Genomic DNA, 15,399 nt, shown 5'->3' with positions numbered 1-15,399 from the left:
CAGCATGGGTTACGTCCATAGCATGATGGAGCGACGTCCATCCACCGCCTCGATAAGCGTGGCGGACGCCGTGTTTTCAGCTTTGTGGGTCCCGCTGAGGCGCGCCGAAGCGAAGCGCTCATCCCGGTTTACGTTTTACCTGGGAAATAGTTTGCGCTAGAAAACGCGAATCAGGAGGCGAGGCTGTAATGGATATTGACCAAGCGCTAACCGATCCAGGATTTTTCGCCAATCACGACCCGCATCCGTTGTGGCAGCAACTGCGGCGCGAGGATCCGATTCACTGGACCGCAGGGCTGGTGCGGCCGTTCTGGTCAGTAACCCGCTATGACGATATCGTCGCGGCCTTCAGCGAGCCGAATCTGTTCACTTCGAGCCGCGGACTGATCGTGCCGTCGAGCCCCGAGATGGAACAGCTTACGCCGGAAATGATGGGCGCCGGGCAGGCGATGATCATGACCGACCCGCCGCTCCACGGCGCGATGCGGCGCGCCTTTAACCGCCTCTTTCTGCCGCGCCCGATCGGTCGTTACGAGAGCCCGGGCGAAGCGCTGGTCGCAGAGATTTTGGCGGGCGTGATGGCGCAGGGCGAGTGCGACTTCGTCGTCGAGGTCGCGGCGCGGCTGCCGATGGCGTTCATCTGCGAAATCATGGGAATCCCGCGCAAGAGTTGGCCCGACCTGTTCAAATGGGGCAACATGGCGGTCGGGCAGGAAGATCCCGAGTATCAGGTCGCGTCGGGATCGCCTTTCGAAACCCGCGAGGCCGGAATCCAGGGAATCGGCGCCTATACCACCAGCCTCGCGCTCGCGCGCCGCGGCGGCGACGGCGAAGACCTGCTCAGCGTCCTCGGCAACGCCAAGCTCGGCGACCGCTATCTGACCGAGGGCGAGCTCTTTCACAACGGCTGGCTCTACACTCTGGGCGGACTCGAGACGACCCGTAATGCGATCTCGGGCGGCTTGCTGGCCTTGATTCAGCATCCCGTCGAGCGTGAACGCCTGGTGAATGATGCCGAGCTGATGCCGGCTGCGATCGAAGAAATTCTCCGCTGGAGCAGTCCGATTACGCATATTGCGCGAGTCGCGGCTGAGGATACTCAGTTGGGCGGCCAAAAGATTCGCGAAGGCGACTGGCTGGCGCTATGGATACCGTCCGGCAATCGGGACGACGCCATCTTTGATGATCCATACCGTTTCGACCTCGCCCGCAGACCGAACGAGCAGATCGCGTTCGGCAAGGGCGAGCATTTCTGCGCCGGCGCGCATCTCGCGCGCCTCGAACTGCGTTTGATGCTGAAGGCGCTGCTTCCATGGATCGGGCAGATCGAGCTGGCCGGCAAAGTGGAGCGCCTCAAGTCGAATGTGATCGCCGGCATCAAGCATATGCCGGTCCGCTTCTCGCAGACTCGCGCGGTCGCCTGAGGCTGATGGCTATAGAGAGATCAGCAAAGAGAGCAAGTCATGGCCGTATCCGAACAAGCACGCCTGGCGACGGTCGAAGAGCACGTCCGCGGCGAAAATGCGCGGGATTTGGACGTCATCATGGGCACGTTCAGCGACAGCGACAGCGCCGCGGTGCTCTACAACGGGATACCTACCATCGGACATCGCAAGATCCGCAGATCCTATGAGGTGCGACTAAACGCGCTGCCGGATTTCCGCTTCGAAGTGAAGCAACGTCACTTCAGCGCGGACAGCTTGATTGCGGAACATCTACTCTGCTTCACGGACAAACAGGGGCAACCGGTCGAAGTGCCAATGTGCATTATCTATTGCTTCAATGAGGCCGGGAAGTTGAGCGAAGAGCGAGTCTACATTGACGAGAGTAAGCTGGTTCCATAAGCCGCGCACCCTCGATGCCCTCGAGAGGTGTACCCGTTCCTTTCAGGCGAGCAAGCGGCGATCACATGAGAGTGCCGTCTACCATGCAATCGCGACGAGCAACGACGATCGCAAACGCGACGGTCGCCAGCGAGATCAAGGCACCGAGCATGACGGACCAATCGCTATACGCGAGCACAATGCGCTCGACGCCCGCGGGTAGGCGAACGCCGATAAGTCCGCCCTGGTCGATCACACTCCCCGCTCCCTCGACCAGCTTCCACTATAGGGCGACCGCAATTCGCTCAGCCAATCAATGCCCCAAGCCGCCATCATACCCACCATCAGGACGAATATGATCAAAAACCGCGATGGAAGCCGCAGGGACGACAGGATCGGCAAGCGGTCGCCCACGGCCAGAGCAAACCCGCGTCGCCTTGCGCCAGCGCATAGATAATCACCGCAGTTATGAGCCAGGGCGCCACGCGTCGCGGGCTGTTCACCGCCAGCAGAGCCGGAATCCAAAATCCGCCTATATAAGCAGAGGTCTCCCAGAAACCCCATCCATTGCTGCTACCTCGAAACAAATTTTGAACTGGCGAGAATAGACCCTCTCGAAGCACTTGAAATGTATTGACCTCGAACGCGCCCCCAGTGGGTCGTCCGTGCGCTGCGGCAAGCAGCATAGCGGGAACGCGCTTGACGCTCGCGAACCCCAGGGTGAAAAGCCCCGCTACGATCGCGGTCCGCAGCGGATATGCAGTCCGGTCCAGGACCGAGACTGAAAGCATGAGCACTCCGATCCCAATAAGGCCGTAGACCGCGGGATAGGGGCCGCATTCCAGGAAGGACAGCGCTAGAATAGCGCCACTAATCGCCGCGTAACGCGGCTGATGTCGACGTGCTGCCACCCAGCACCCGGCGATCACCCACGGCAGGTAGGCGAAACCGCACATCGCCAATATGCCGGCCGTCACTCGAACGTAGAACCACGAGCTGGTTGCAAATAGGAACGCCGCTGCAAGCGCTGCTATGGGCCGCGTCCCAGCGACGCGCGCAAGTACGTAAGCGCCGGACCATGCAATGGCGATGTAGACAGGAATCTCGAGGCGCAGTCCTATGAACGGCCCAAAGATCAACGTTAGCAGGAACCATGGGGTCAGGAAGTGCGATTGCGGATTCCCCAACATCGGCATCCCGCCGCATTTGTAGGGATTCCAAAGAGGAAGCTGATGGAAATGAACGATCGTGTTATATGGCGCCCATTGCAGCGCGAACCAGAAGTCCCAGTCGCCAAGGCCGCAGAATTGGGAAAAATGTCCCCACAGCTGATAACTGCAGAGGGCGCCGACGACGATCGCTCCGGCGCATGCCAGACAACTTTCGCCCCAGGACAGTGGCGCCAAGGCCGCTGGGTAATCGTCACCCGTCGTGAAGATGTCGGCGCCGCTTCGCTTCCCGTCTCTGATGACCGATCACGAATTGTATCCTCCAGCCACACACTACCTCCCGGCCTTCAGGAACCCGTCCGCCTGGACAACTCGCCGGAATCAACCGGCCCATTTATTCTTTTACGACGCCGTTCAGGCCGGAATGATGCGTTGGAGCCACATGAGAAGGTCGCGCAAAACCTCGTCGCGATTGATCTCGTTGAACATCTCGTGGCGGCCCTCCGCGTAGTACTTCTCACTGACATCGTTAATTCCCGCGGCGCGATAGCGCTCAGCTACCGGCTTCAGGTATTCGAGATGCTGGTTCACCGGATCGGCGTCGCCCGCCAGGATATAAATCGGAATATCGCGGCGAACTCGCGCGAGCGCAGTCGTCTCTGCAGTCCGCTCCCATGCGGACTTGGCCGACTCGCGCGAGCGCTCATTCAGGTTAAAGCCGCAGGCCGGATCCGCGACGTAGGCATCAACTTCTGCGGGATCGCGGCTGAGCCAGTCAAACGGCGTCCGCGCGGGCTCGAACGGGACGTTGAGGCTTTCGAGACCGCCCTCCCCTACCTGTTCGATCAGATGAGCGATCAGATCGGGCGCCGCGGAGCCTGACAGCACGCAACCGCGGATAAGCGCACTGTGGGCCAGCAAATAGTCCTGGGCCAGGAACGAGCCCATGCTATGGCCGAGCAGAATCACCGGCAGTCCGGGCTCACGCGCCTGGATGATCCGGGTCAAATCGGCAGCGTCGCTCACCACTCCGCCCCAACCCGGCGCACCGAAGTCGCCGTAGCTCTCCGGCGAGGGCGCGCTGCGGCCATGTCCGCGATGGTCATTGGCATAGACGTGGAAGCCCGCGCGATTGAGCGCTGCGGCGACGTGGGCATATCTGAGCGCGTGCTCGCCGAGTCCGTGCGCAATCTGGACTACCGCCTTGGCGTCCGGGCCGGCGGCCCAACGGTAATAGGCGACGCGCAGCCCGTCGCTCGAACTTGTAAACGAGAGATCTTCCCGATTCATGCACTCAACCTTGCACCGCGCGCGACCTTCGTGAGTAGCGCCGGCGTCGATTTAGCCAAGTTTGCGAAAAGGCCTAACGAAGCAGTACAGTATCGCGAGAGTCAGGTCGAGGCTTTAAACAGGAGGGCGGTCCCGTGGCAGACAATCTCTCAGGTATCAGCGACGCGATTCGGCAGGCCGGCGAGGCTTACGCACAGACCATCGCGACCTTCACCAAGGCGCTGCAAGGGCTCGGCGCACAGCCCGCCGTGGCGGAACGTGAACCCCAGGTCGAGAATTGGCTGCGGCTGGCGCGCATGAGCAAGGACGGCATCATCACCGCGCTCGAACAGGCCTTCGAGATGTGGGAGCGCGAGATTCGCCGCATGACCGCGGCCCCAGGCGCGGCGCGCGCCCCGGCCAATCCGATGGAGGCCTGGTCAGAGAACTGGCGCAAAGCCATCGAGTCCTTCGCGGGCGGCGCCGGTAACGAGGAATTCCGCAAACAGGCCGAGTCTGTGCGCACGACGCTTGCCGACGGGATGCGTGCCTGGCAGCGCCTCTGGGAGCGTGATAAATAGCTCTCTGTTAGTGGCCCTCGTTAATCGGCGCTTCTTACCTTTTTTCGGATAGATAAGGTCGCGTTCGCGCCGACTTAACCCGAAGACGTCTTCCCTAGTTCAGTCCGGATTTTCGCTGGGCTGGCGATGTGTCTTAGTCAACTCAAGCCTTCATGATTGACGCCTGTACTACAGAAGCCCCTAAGTGAGTCTTGAGAAGACGATTCGGCTCGCAGCCCGTCTTCCGCGCTTGACGTTACTCGAAATTGCGGGTGTGAAACACCCCCAAACCTCAATTGCGCTAGAATTTATTCGGCAGCGAAGCCGCTATACCAAGCTGCGGGAGCATGTATGAATCAGATTGATATCGCGGATAAGTGGGAGCAGCGGCGCATACGGCACAGCCATCAACATGCGCCCGTGATTAACGTCAATCAGGCGCTTGGCGACGTCTTGACGCCCGGCCAACGCATAGCTGACGGTCTTGCGTTGGTCATCGGTAGTTGGAAATTCATCATCGCGCAATCGCTGATGCTGGCCGCGTGGATCGCCGCGAACGTCATCGCCTGGGTCCATCACTGGGATCCGTACCCGTTCATCCTGCTGAATCTCACACTGAGCTTCCAGGCTGCCTACGCCGCTCCGATTATCATGATGTCGCAGAATCGGCAGGCGGCCAAAGACCGCCTGATGGCGGAGCAGGACTACCTGGTCAACGCCAAGGCCGAGGAAGAAGTGAAGGCAATCATGCATCATCTGGAACAGCAGGACGAGGCGATGATCGATATCCTGCGGAGGATGGAAGAGCAGCATCGCGCGGTCATTAAGGGGTTGGCAATGATGGGCCTTAACGGCGGTAGCACTCCCGCGCCTGCCTGAACTCAGTCGGTCAAATAGGCTTCTTGATTCTAGGCTTCTTGATTCGCAGGAGTTAAATGGATGTCGCTCGCCACCACCAAAGAAAGCCCGGATTCGTCGCGCGCGACTCGCTCCACGACGCCGGGTGCGGCGCTGGTCGCCCTCGGCATCGTTTACGGCGATCTCGGGACCAGCCCCCTCTACACCCTGCAGACGGTGGTGGAAATCGTCGGCGCAAAATTCACGCCCCAGGCGGCGCTAGGAATCCTGTCGCTCATCTTCTGGGCGTTGATCATCACGATCTCAGTAAAGTACTGCCTCTTCGTCATGCGCGCGGACAATCATGGCGAAGGTGGAATTCTCGCGCTGATGTCACTCACTGGGGCGACCTGGTCGGGCCGCGGGCGCCTGCTCGTCGCGATGGGGCTGTTCGGCGCGGCTTTGATCTATGGCGATGGCATCATCACGCCCGCAATCTCGGTGCTGAGCGCGCTCGAAGGGCTCAATCTCGCTACTAACTTCTTCAAGCCGCACATAGTACCGATGGCGGTCGCGATCCTGCTCGGGCTGTTTGCGATTCAGCCATTCGGAACAGCGCAAATTGCCAAAATCTCCGGGCCCGTGATGCTGCTCTGGTTCGTTGTCATCGGAGTTCTGGGAATCGGCGGCATCCTACATCATCCGGGTGTGATTGCAGCGATGGATCCGCGCTACGCAATCGCATTCCTGGCGCACAGCGGATGGGGTGGGTTCGCGGTTCTCGGCGGCGTGTTTCTCGCCATCACCGGCGGTGAGGCCCTCTACGCGGACATGGGACACATCGGCGCCAATCCGATTCGCGCGTCGTGGTATGGAGTCGTGCTACCAGCCTTGCTACTCAATTATGCTGGCCAGATCGCCTTGATGTTCGATCATCCCGCGATGAACGGTAATCCATTTTTTAAGCTATCACCGGCCTGGGCAATTTTCCCGCTGGTGGGTTTGGCGAGTGTGGCTACCATCATCGCAAGTCAGGCGATCATTACTGGCGCCTTCTCGCTTACACGCCAGGCGATGCAGTTGGGCTGGTTCCCCGGCATGCGCATCCGGCAGACCTCAGCGGATGAATATGGCCAGATTTACGTGCCCTTCGTGAACTGGGCGATGATGCTTTTCACGATCGCCCTCACGATCGGATTCGGCAGCTCGATCCGCCTCGCCGGCGCCTATGGCACCGCAGTCGCGACCACCATGGTGCTGACTACCGCCCTGCTCTACCGGGTTATGCGTCAGCGATGGGGATGGCCGGCGCCGTTGGCGCTGCTGACGAGCGGCGTTTTCCTCGTCGTGGATTTCGCTTTTTTCGCCGCCAATCTTCTGAAAATCACCGATGGCGGTTGGATTCCACTGACCACGGGCATGATCATCTTCCTTCTGATGACCACCTGGCGCGCGGGAATCGAAGCGGTCAGAAATCGGGCGGCGACTATGACCGAGCTGTCCGAACAATTCATCAGGCGCCTTCAGAAAGGCAAAATCCCGCGAGTGCCTGGCACGGCCATCTTTCTGACACGGATGGCGGACCGGACGCCGCCCTCGATGATCGCGCACCTCGAACAGATCGGGGCGCTGCCGCAGACCCTGATTGCGCTCACCGTCACTTTCGACGAGGTTCCCCGCGTACCGCCTGCCGATCGTCTCAAGCTGGTCGAAGTGGTTCAGGGCTTCTGGCACGTCACCGTGCGCTATGGCTTTTTCGAAATCCCCGATCTGCCCTTCGCGCTGCGCGTGGCCAGCGAGCGCGGCTGTCCGATTGATCTCGCAAACGCGGTTTATTTCAGCGAGCGCGACGACGTCGTCCGCAGCCGCGAGCACCCGATCCTCTCGTGGTGGCGGCTGCCCCTGTTCGCTTTCCTCTACCGTAACTCAGTGCGGTTTTCCGATCTGTTCAATTTGCCGCCGAAACAGTTCGTCCAGATCGGCCGCCAGATCGAGATTTAATCGCTCATCGAGGTGTGCGGATAATCGGGTGTTATCGGCGGCATTTCGAGGCCGGCCTGGTTGACGCGGCGCTCGAGTAGCTTCAAGTAAAGCTCGGCGAGCTCGCCGTTGTCGCGCGACTTCAAACCATAGCGAATGCAATCGTAGGTGAATCCGCTCCCCGGTGGTCCGAAGAAATTGACCGCGCGCGGAAGCCATTCGCGCAGCGCCAGATTGACCGCGTCGGCGCCGCAGCGTTCGGCCGCATCGCGTAACTCACCCGCCGCGAACAACTCGTGCTCCTCTTCTTCCGCCAGGATGATTTCCGCAGCGCGGGCGTGCGGCGCGTAGCTCGAATCCCGGTAGTTGACGCCGATCATGATGAGCCCGGTCATATCGAGGCTGACGCTCGCCATCACGAGGTCAAGTTCGTCGGCGGCGTGCTCGGCGAATTGGCGCGGCGCAACGAAGGAGGGCGCTTTGAGCGCGGTGATCATCGAGCGGTCGGCGCGCGCCTCGCTGAGACCCAATTCCTCCAATGCCGCGTATATCAGCCGGGCGTGCTTGCGTTCTTCGGCGAGATTCTTTTCGACGCTGATCAGCAGCGCGGGGTCAGTAACAAACTCGCGCGCGCGGCTATAGCCCTCGGCCGTGAGCTTTTCGGCCAACGCATGGGCCGCGAGCAGCCGAGTCAAAACCTTTTGGTAGTTGGCTTCGACGCGTCCCTGCCGGAGGTCCGCGGCCTCGAAGCTGCCGGCGGCGAATTGACGGCGCATCGGCCCGTGCTCATCCGCGCGACGGCAGGATCACGGTGGCGCTGCCCGGCGTGGTCTTTTCGCCCTTGGCGTTTTCGAGCCAAATCTCGCAATCGACCAGGTGATCCGCGCCTTCGACATATTTCTTCGTCACGCGGCCCTTGCAGACGACCTTCGTCCCCGGCTGATCCATGCCGCGATATTGCACGGAAAGCTTGCGCAGCCATCCGAGCTCGCCGGCGAAATCCGTCATGAGCTGCCCGAGAAAGGCATTCTTCAAGGCGCCGTGAAGAATCACGCCCGGCAGATTATTCTTCAGCGCAAAATCCTTATCGTAATGAATCTGGTAAAAATCGCCTGAGGCGCCCGCGTACTTGACCAATTGCTGGGTCGTCGGTTCCTTTTCGAGCGGACCAATCAGCGCGCCCACTTCGATATTTTCATAGTAGTTCTGTGGCATCGATCTCCTCCGTGGGACGCCCTCGGCTAGTAGCGGATCCCGGTCGCGCGCTGGAGCGCGCAGAGCTGCCCGAATTGATTGGTGTACGAAGTCTCGATCGTGGTGAAAACCATCGCGCCGAGCCGTCCGTCGCTTTCGCGGATGTCAGCGATTTTGGTCTGCACCGTGATGCGATCGCCGGGGCGGATCGGCGCGAAATATTCCCAGTCCGAACCGCCGTCGAGTCCGCGATTTCCCGGCATGTCGATTTTGATCTCGGGGAACGCCGCCATCATCGAGCGGCAGAAGGTCGGCGGCGCGATCATGCCGCCGAAGCGGCTCCCGCGCGCCTCCACCTCGCGATTGAACAGCGGATTGGGATCGCCGATCGCCTCGGCAAAGCGCCGAATCGCGCCGCGCTCGACCTCATAAGTACGAGGCTCCGCAGTTTTGCCGATTTGCTTGCGCACTTCATCTGTCACGTACTTGTTAGCCATAGGCTCTGGTCTAATATAAGCGGTGTGGCATCGACAAGTGCGCTGACCGAGTCGTCGTCCGGCGATGCCTCTGCAGGCGTACTGAAGCTGCGTTAAAGCTCGGAGGTTACGCATCATGGCCAAGCTCAGCCCGCAACAGATCACCGACCAATTGCAGCAGCTCGCAGGATGGGAGTACACCGACAACGCGATCCGCAAGCTCTATCGCTTCAAGGAGTTCATGGCTGGGATCCGCTTTATCGACCGCGTCGCAGAGTTGGCGGAGGCCGCCGATCACCATCCTGATATTCTCGTCAACTACACGCGCGTGACCTTCACCTGTTCGACGCACGATGCCGGCGGCGTGACCGCCAAAGATTTCGCGCTGGCGACCCAGATCGAGCGCGAATTCAGCGCGCTCTAAGCTCAGGCGCGCGCCGATGACGGTCAGCTCTTGCGCGGGACGAAGTGCTGGACGCCCTGGCCCGCACGCTCGATCTCGCGCATCAGATCGCGCAGGTCGTCGGAGTCCTCGACGAAGTCGATTTCCGACGTGTCGACCACCAGCAGGGGAGACTCGTCGTAGTAGAAGAAAAAATCCCGAAACGCCGCCGAGACCCGTTCCAGATAATCAACGCTTATGTCGCGTTCGAAATGACGATCACGCTTGCGCAGCCGCTCGAGCAGAACTTCGCCGCGCGCCGAGATGAAAACGACGAGATCGGGTTTGACCATCCGCGCGTCGAGCAACCGATAGACGTTGTCATAGAGCGCGAGTTCGTCGGGCGCGAGGTTCAGCGCGGCAAAGATGCGATCCTTGGCGAAGAGATAGTCCGAAACTGTCGCCAGTGAAAAAAGCTCCTGCTGCGCCAGCTCCTGCTGCTGTTTGTAGCGGGTGAGCATGAAATAGAGCTGGACCGGCAGCGCGAACTTGTCCGCATCCTCGTAAAAGCGCGCGAGGAAGGGATTGTCGTCAACTTCTTCGAGCACCAGGCGGGCGTTGAGCTCGCGCGCGAGCAAACGGGCCAGGCTGCTTTTGCCGACGCCGATCGGACCCTCGACGGCAATATAGCCGCGCGGCCGATCCACTCTAGTGATGCGGCTCGCGCTCGATCATGGCTCAGCCGGCTTGGGCAGGGGAAAACGTATCCGCTCCTCTTTGAGCTTCATCAGCTCGACCGTGGCGCCCCGTTCGGCGAAAGCGCCGATGATCTGCTCGACCAGCCATTCGGGCGACGACGCGCTGGCGGTGAGACCCAGTGCGGTCACCCCCGCGAGCATCGCGGGCTCGACGTCGGCGATCGAATCGACCAGGAAGGCCCGGCTGCCGCGCATGCGGGCGACCTCAACCATGCGATTAGCGTTCGAGCTCGATTTCGAACCGACCACCAGAATCGCGTCGCTGACCTCGACCAACTCCTTCACGGCGTTCTGCCGGTTCTGGGTGGCGTAGCAGATGTCGTCAGTCTTTGGCGTGGCGAGCTCCGGAAATCGCTCCTTGAGCGCCTCCATGATTTCGCGGGTGTCGTCGACGCTGAGCGTGGTCTGCGTCACTGCAGCGACACGCGCCGGGTCGGGCGCCTCCAGCGCAGCGACCTCGGCGACGGTCCCGACCAACATCACCTTGCCTGGCGCGACGCCGAGCGTGCCGTTGACCTCTTCGTGACCGGCATGGCCGATCAGGATGACGCCTTGACCCTCGGCGGCATAGCGCTCGACTTCGGAATGCACCTTCGTCACCAGCGGACAGGTCGCGTCGATCACGCGCAACCGCCGCGCGCGCGCGTGGTCCCATTCACTCGGCGCGACCCCGTGCGCACTGAAGATGACGCGCTGGCCCTCGGGCACGGCGTCCAGGTTCTCGACGAAGACCGCGCCCTCGCGCTCGAGCGCTTCGAGCACGAAGCGGTTGTGGACGATCTGATGGCGCACGTAGAGCGGGCGGCCATAGTCGCGCAGCGCGCCGCGCACGGCCTCGACCGCGCGATCAACGCCGGCGCAGAAACCGCGCGGCTCGGCCAGGATAATCTTCTCGACGGAGGTTTCTGTAGGCAGCATTCTCTCGCGTTTAATGGTCGTTTATAGTCTCCGATAATCTTGCCATCAGCCGCCAGTCTTTGCCACCCGCCCCGGCAGCAGGATGCTCCGCACCCAGAATGCTCCGCACCCAGAATGCTCCGCACCCAGGATGCTCCGCACCCAGGATACTCCACACCAAGGATCGGTCGAGGCCCGCTGCCGACTCTGCCGCCAAAGTCGACCCACCGCCATTGCCTTCATCTCTGTGACGGTTCGTGCTCGACATGCTGGCGCTCAGGATGGTCGCGCCGGTACTGCCCAAGCTGGTGCAGGATTTCGTCGGCGGCAATACCGCCCGCGCCGCGGCAATCTTCGGCCTGTTCGGCACGGTTTGGGCCCTGAGGCAGTTTCTGTGCTCGTCGATTCAGGGAGCGCTCCCGCGACTTTGATCGCGTTCGCGATGGTGCTGGCGGCCCGCGTAACGCGTCCTATTGGGTCATCAGCAGCCGGCGTTTTGTCCGAAGACTCGTCTGCCGCGCCGGTCATGCGCGACTCATCGACCCCATGATCGCTGTCTTAGCCTCGCCTGATTTGCATCTCTCTCGATGGCGAGTTAGGGACTATTTGTTCAAGTAATTGCTGCGCCAGCGCGGCGCCCGGAAGGGAGAGGCATGCGCAAACTTCAGGCAGATCTGAAGATCCTTGAAAAAGACCGGCATCGCGGACCGCAGAGATAGCCGCGACCAATGATCAGCCATACGGCTTTGCGGTGTCACCGCGCAGTATACCGCGCTGGCGCAGCAGGCGGCCGAAAAGCAAACCTCATTCACCGACTTCGTCGAGGAACTGCTGACTGCCGAACGCGAGATACGCCGGGCGCGTGCTCGCGAGATGTTCGCGCGCATCGCGGGCTTCCCCGCAGTTAAGAGCTCGATCAGTACGACTTCAACTTCGCCACCGGCGCACCGCGCAAGATTATGGAGCTGGCGAGCCTCGCCTTCGTCGAGCGCGCGGAGAACGTGGTCTTCCTGGGGCCCTCGGGCGTGAGCAAGACTCACCTGGCGATCGCACTCGGCTATCTAGCCACTCAGAAGGGTTACAAAACCCGCTTCTTCAGCGCCGCCGAGCTGGTGCTGATGCTCGAAGCCGCGCAGCGCCAGGGCCGCTATCGTGAGGTCATGCATCGCACGGTGAACGCCTACAAGCTGCTGATCATCGACGAGATCGGCTACCTGCCGATGAGCCGTGAGCAGGCCAATCTGTTCTTCCAGGTCGTGGCGCGACGTTACGAGCACGGCTCGATGATCCTGACTTCGAACCTAACCGTCGGGAGTTGGGATACGGCCTTCGCTGGTGACGGCACTCACCGTGGCGATGCTCGACCGTATCCTCCATCATTCAATCATCGTCAGCATTAACGGTGAGAGCTTCAGACTCAAGGACAAGCGCAAAGGTGGACTGCTCGCCGCCGCAGGGAAACCAGCGAAGCAACGTTTCGCAAGAAAGATCAGGATTGCGACGTTCTCCGTGAGCACACTCCATCGATCAAAAGTGCCGGCACCTTTCCAGGAGGATTGATTCGCAGATAGGCATCACTTTTGTGCTCGCCTTTGGCTAAGTCGACAAGTTTGCGTTCGTAGGAAGGCGTCGATTTCTTCGAGTGTAATGTGCGGAATTATTGAGGAAGCATCTGGCGAATAATAAAGAATCAACATAAGCACCTTATTAACGCAATCCGCAGTCGCTGATGTTACGCCGCGGCGAACGCTCGTACCATAGCGATGGCTACACGTGGCAACACCGCGGAACACTAGACAGACCGGCGACGGGGGATGATCCCCCTCGCGCTCCCCTGGTCGAGCGCGAGGGGGTGGGTCAATTTTACTTCGGCGATCTTCGACGCAGATGCTCAACTTTCAACCGGCGTTGACAACAAAGTTGTCGCCAAGGCGCTTCACGCTTCTGCTGATCAACGATCTGCTCGCCGATCTGCTCGCCCCACTCAGTCGCGCTGCCACAGTGCCTGACACATCCAGCTTGGGATACGTGTCGACTCGGCCTCGCGCCGGGATTACAACCAGCTCCGCCGCACAGCAGTCTGGGTGCTTTGGCCCCAGCCGAATACGCCATCCAGCAAGGGGCGGTCCGCCTGAGCACGCTCAGGCTCCGCGGACCGCCCCCTTGCTCCACTGCCCCAATCGGGGCACAACATTAACCCCGGACTCTACTCATAAGCGCGCCTACGTTGGGGGGGCAGGCCACCGGTCAGGTCACAGCTCCAACCCTTATTTGGGGAAGAACATACTCGACTCATCAGAGAGGGGCACGATAATGTCCTCTCAACAGGCCTTACGTAATGAAACATTTGGGGATATGATGGTACTTGACTACAGATTGGTTCTACGCTATATTTTCTTTCATGCAGACCTTCCAAGAATTGATGGCGACTTTCCCTGACGAACCGGCCTGCCGGACTTACCTGACGCTGCGGCGATGGCCGTCTGGCCCACAGTGCCCTATCTGCGGCAACCACAAGGTCTATGAGAGCACGGCGCGACCCTTCCATTGGCAGTGCCGGAACAAGACCGATAAGCACTCCAACCCTTATCGCTTCTCCGTTCTCGTCGGGACGGTTTTCGAGAATACCAACGTCCCGCTCCTGACGTGGTTCAAGGTGCTCTACACGATGTTGCAGAGCAAAAAAGGCGTTTCGGCTCTCCAGATTCGGCGCATGTTCTTTGGCGAGCGATCTTCTACACATACCGCTTGGTTCGTCTGCCATCGGCTCCGCGCGGCGATGCACGACGACGGCTTCAAGCAATTGATGGGCATCGTCGAAATTGACGAAACCTACATCGGCGGCAAGCAATCCAATCGGCATTGGAAAGACCGGCAGAAGTATCACGGTGGCGGATCGGCCAATACCGGGAAAACGACAATGCAAAACATCCGACGTATGTATCCGCATGGGATGGTCGATCACAAAGCGGGCGAGTACGTGCGCGGCGTCGTGCACACGAATAACATCGAATCGTTTTGGAGCTTGCTGAAGCGCGGCGTTATGGGCACCTATCACAACGTCTCGGCTAAATATCTGCCGCTCTACTTGGCCGAATTTCAGTTTCGCCATAATCATCGCAAGGGACGCCGATATATTCGGCCAAGCCTAGCAGGATGCTGAAGCGTCCGAACTGGCGAACGCTTCTGCATCATCCCAAAAAGAAGGTTTCGTTCTTGAGCAGGGATGGTTTAGGCGATACCTCAGTTGCAATCAGCGGCGGATACGTCTTTGCTGGTAGCGCTGCGCACGATTCTCGCGTGAATAGTCGCGTTGGCAACTAGCATTACGGCGACTAACAAGACAGTCGTAGTTAGCGTCACCTCGCCGCCTCACGCTGGAAGTCTCGCGTGTATACTAGGGAAGTGGTCGGTGTACCAAACCGCAAGTGGCGGAATGCTAAGAATCCCAGCCCACATAGAAATCACACCTGCCGTTACTCTTACTTTCACAGAGCCTCCCCATTCGACGATTCAGACCGAATGAGAGAGTGCAACATTTATGAGATGTAGTCAAATCTCGTCATATCTATAAACATTTCATCCTAACGGAGGCATCGCGCCATTCTCAGAATGCGTCATGTTCCCACGTTACGGGCTTAAAAAACTTACGGGCTTAAAAAACTTTGTCGGTGGGCTAGGCCTGTCGGAGAACAGCCCTTTGGCGCTGCTGCGAGTATTATGGCGACGCTTGTGGGGATCCCCAAAAATCGAACATAGCGTTAGGTGCCTACGTCGCGACCGTTGACCAATGGACTGAAGGTTTTGAGCCAAAATGGCGCGCAGAGTTATCATGGGAAGGTGTCGAATGTTTTGGGAGTTGTAAAGCAGTTGACGGATAGCTCCGAGCATGGCTACTCTGCCCTTTGGGCGTGTGGCCTTACCCCTTTTGATATCCCATTCGTAACTTAGTGTCGGCCGCCGTTTCGGCTCATTTGTCATCCCAAGTTTTTCCGGCCGCCCTTCATGTCCTGAGGGCGGTCGAAAAACTGTCGGGTTTTGGATTCGAGGCCGG

The 15,399-nt window shown here is 60.0% G+C and carries 17 protein-coding genes and 1 pseudogene; 10 read left to right on the top strand and 8 right to left on the bottom strand.

Annotated features, from left to right (window positions below):
- Positions 1 to 188 precede the first annotated feature (188 nt).
- Positions 189 to 1,424 (top strand): cytochrome P450, encoded by a 1,236-nt coding sequence (locus VKS22_00090; GenBank protein HLW68999.1) that lies wholly within the window; start codon positions 189 to 191, stop codon positions 1,422 to 1,424.
- Positions 1,425 to 1,463: 39 nt separating this feature from the next.
- A complete protein-coding gene (locus tag VKS22_00085; protein ID HLW68998.1) occupies positions 1,464 to 1,844 on the top strand; it encodes a nuclear transport factor 2 family protein in 381 nt (126 codons plus the stop codon).
- A gap of 61 nt (positions 1,845 to 1,905) precedes the next feature.
- Here VKS22_00085 and VKS22_00080 read toward each other — a convergent pair whose 3' ends face one another.
- The 3 genes from VKS22_00080 to VKS22_00070 form a co-directional block, all read right to left on the bottom strand.
- Positions 1,906 to 2,079, bottom strand: coding sequence for a hypothetical protein (locus VKS22_00080; GenBank protein ID HLW68997.1), 174 nt, complete (start codon positions 2,077 to 2,079; stop codon positions 1,906 to 1,908).
- 103 nt (positions 2,080 to 2,182) lie between these two features.
- The gene (locus VKS22_00075) at positions 2,183 to 3,229 is read right to left on the bottom strand and encodes a hypothetical protein (protein ID HLW68996.1); all 1,047 of its coding nucleotides are present in this window, start codon (positions 3,227 to 3,229) and stop codon (positions 2,183 to 2,185) included.
- Between the two features lie 177 nt (positions 3,230 to 3,406).
- Positions 3,407 to 4,282 (bottom strand): alpha/beta hydrolase, encoded by an 876-nt coding sequence (locus VKS22_00070; protein ID HLW68995.1) that lies wholly within the window; start codon positions 4,280 to 4,282, stop codon positions 3,407 to 3,409.
- Between the two features lie 134 nt (positions 4,283 to 4,416).
- On the opposite strand from VKS22_00070, the gene VKS22_00065 reads away from it, so the two are divergent.
- The 3 genes from VKS22_00065 (at position 4,417) to VKS22_00055 (ending at position 7,659) form a co-directional block, all read left to right on the top strand.
- Positions 4,417 to 4,842 (top strand): hypothetical protein, encoded by a 426-nt coding sequence (locus VKS22_00065; GenBank protein HLW68994.1) that lies wholly within the window; start codon positions 4,417 to 4,419, stop codon positions 4,840 to 4,842.
- A 330-nt stretch (positions 4,843 to 5,172) separates the two neighbouring features.
- Positions 5,173 to 5,700 carry a DUF1003 domain-containing protein gene (locus VKS22_00060; protein ID HLW68993.1) on the top strand — a complete coding sequence of 176 codons (528 nt, stop codon included), beginning with the start codon at positions 5,173 to 5,175 and terminating at the stop codon, positions 5,698 to 5,700.
- Positions 5,701 to 5,760: 60 nt separating this feature from the next.
- Positions 5,761 to 7,659 carry a KUP/HAK/KT family potassium transporter gene (locus VKS22_00055; GenBank protein HLW68992.1) on the top strand — a complete coding sequence of 633 codons (1,899 nt, stop codon included), beginning with the start codon at positions 5,761 to 5,763 and terminating at the stop codon, positions 7,657 to 7,659.
- Here the strand turns inward: VKS22_00055 and VKS22_00050 are convergent.
- From VKS22_00050 to VKS22_00040, 3 genes are read right to left on the bottom strand one after another with little or no spacing between them, the layout of a single operon-like run.
- Positions 7,656 to 8,414 carry a Phenylacetic acid catabolic protein gene (locus VKS22_00050; protein HLW68991.1) on the bottom strand — a complete coding sequence of 253 codons (759 nt, stop codon included), beginning with the start codon at positions 8,412 to 8,414 and terminating at the stop codon, positions 7,656 to 7,658. The genes VKS22_00055 and VKS22_00050 overlap by 4 nt on opposite strands.
- A 10-nt stretch (positions 8,415 to 8,424) precedes the next feature.
- Positions 8,425 to 8,853, bottom strand: a complete 429-nt coding sequence (locus VKS22_00045; GenBank protein ID HLW68990.1) for a MaoC/PaaZ C-terminal domain-containing protein — start codon at positions 8,851 to 8,853, stop codon at positions 8,425 to 8,427.
- 26 nt (positions 8,854 to 8,879) lie between these two features.
- The gene (locus VKS22_00040) at positions 8,880 to 9,329 is read right to left on the bottom strand and encodes a MaoC family dehydratase N-terminal domain-containing protein (GenBank protein ID HLW68989.1); all 450 of its coding nucleotides are present in this window, start codon (positions 9,327 to 9,329) and stop codon (positions 8,880 to 8,882) included.
- A 115-nt stretch (positions 9,330 to 9,444) separates the two neighbouring features.
- Between VKS22_00040 and VKS22_00035 the strand changes: the two genes are divergently transcribed.
- Positions 9,445 to 9,732: a 4a-hydroxytetrahydrobiopterin dehydratase gene (locus VKS22_00035; GenBank protein ID HLW68988.1), complete on the top strand. Its 288-nt coding sequence runs from the start codon at positions 9,445 to 9,447 to the stop codon at positions 9,730 to 9,732.
- A gap of 23 nt (positions 9,733 to 9,755) precedes the next feature.
- On the opposite strand, the gene VKS22_00030 is transcribed toward VKS22_00035, so the two are convergent.
- Both VKS22_00030 and ispH read right to left on the bottom strand, forming a co-directional pair.
- Entirely contained in the window at positions 9,756 to 10,397 is a 642-nt protein-coding gene (locus VKS22_00030; GenBank protein ID HLW68987.1) for a deoxynucleoside kinase, read from the bottom strand.
- 24 nt (positions 10,398 to 10,421) lie between these two features.
- Positions 10,422 to 11,366, bottom strand: a complete 945-nt coding sequence (gene ispH, locus VKS22_00025) for a 4-hydroxy-3-methylbut-2-enyl diphosphate reductase (GenBank protein HLW68986.1) — start codon at positions 11,364 to 11,366, stop codon at positions 10,422 to 10,424.
- 236 nt (positions 11,367 to 11,602) lie between these two features.
- Between ispH and VKS22_00020 the strand changes: the two genes are divergently transcribed.
- The 4 genes and pseudogenes from VKS22_00020 to VKS22_00005 all read left to right on the top strand — a co-directional run bounded on the left by VKS22_00020 (position 11,603) and on the right by VKS22_00005 (position 14,508).
- Positions 11,603 to 11,776 carry a hypothetical protein gene (locus VKS22_00020; protein ID HLW68985.1) on the top strand — a complete coding sequence of 58 codons (174 nt, stop codon included), beginning with the start codon at positions 11,603 to 11,605 and terminating at the stop codon, positions 11,774 to 11,776.
- A gap of 307 nt (positions 11,777 to 12,083) precedes the next feature.
- Positions 12,084 to 12,625: pseudogene (locus tag VKS22_00015) on the top strand (ATP-binding protein).
- A 3-nt stretch (positions 12,626 to 12,628) separates the two neighbouring features.
- Complete coding sequence (locus VKS22_00010) at positions 12,629 to 12,745, top strand: hypothetical protein (protein HLW68984.1); 117 nt, start codon at positions 12,629 to 12,631, stop codon at positions 12,743 to 12,745.
- A gap of 1,001 nt (positions 12,746 to 13,746) precedes the next feature.
- The gene (locus tag VKS22_00005) at positions 13,747 to 14,508 is read left to right on the top strand and encodes a transposase (protein HLW68983.1); all 762 of its coding nucleotides are present in this window, start codon (positions 13,747 to 13,749) and stop codon (positions 14,506 to 14,508) included.
- Positions 14,509 to 15,399: the final 891 nt, after the last annotated feature.

The organism is Candidatus Binataceae bacterium (assembly GCA_035308025.1).
Lineage (GTDB): Bacteria > Desulfobacterota > Binatia > Binatales > Binataceae > JAJPHI01.
This window is presented reverse-complemented; position numbering and strand designations above follow the sequence as displayed.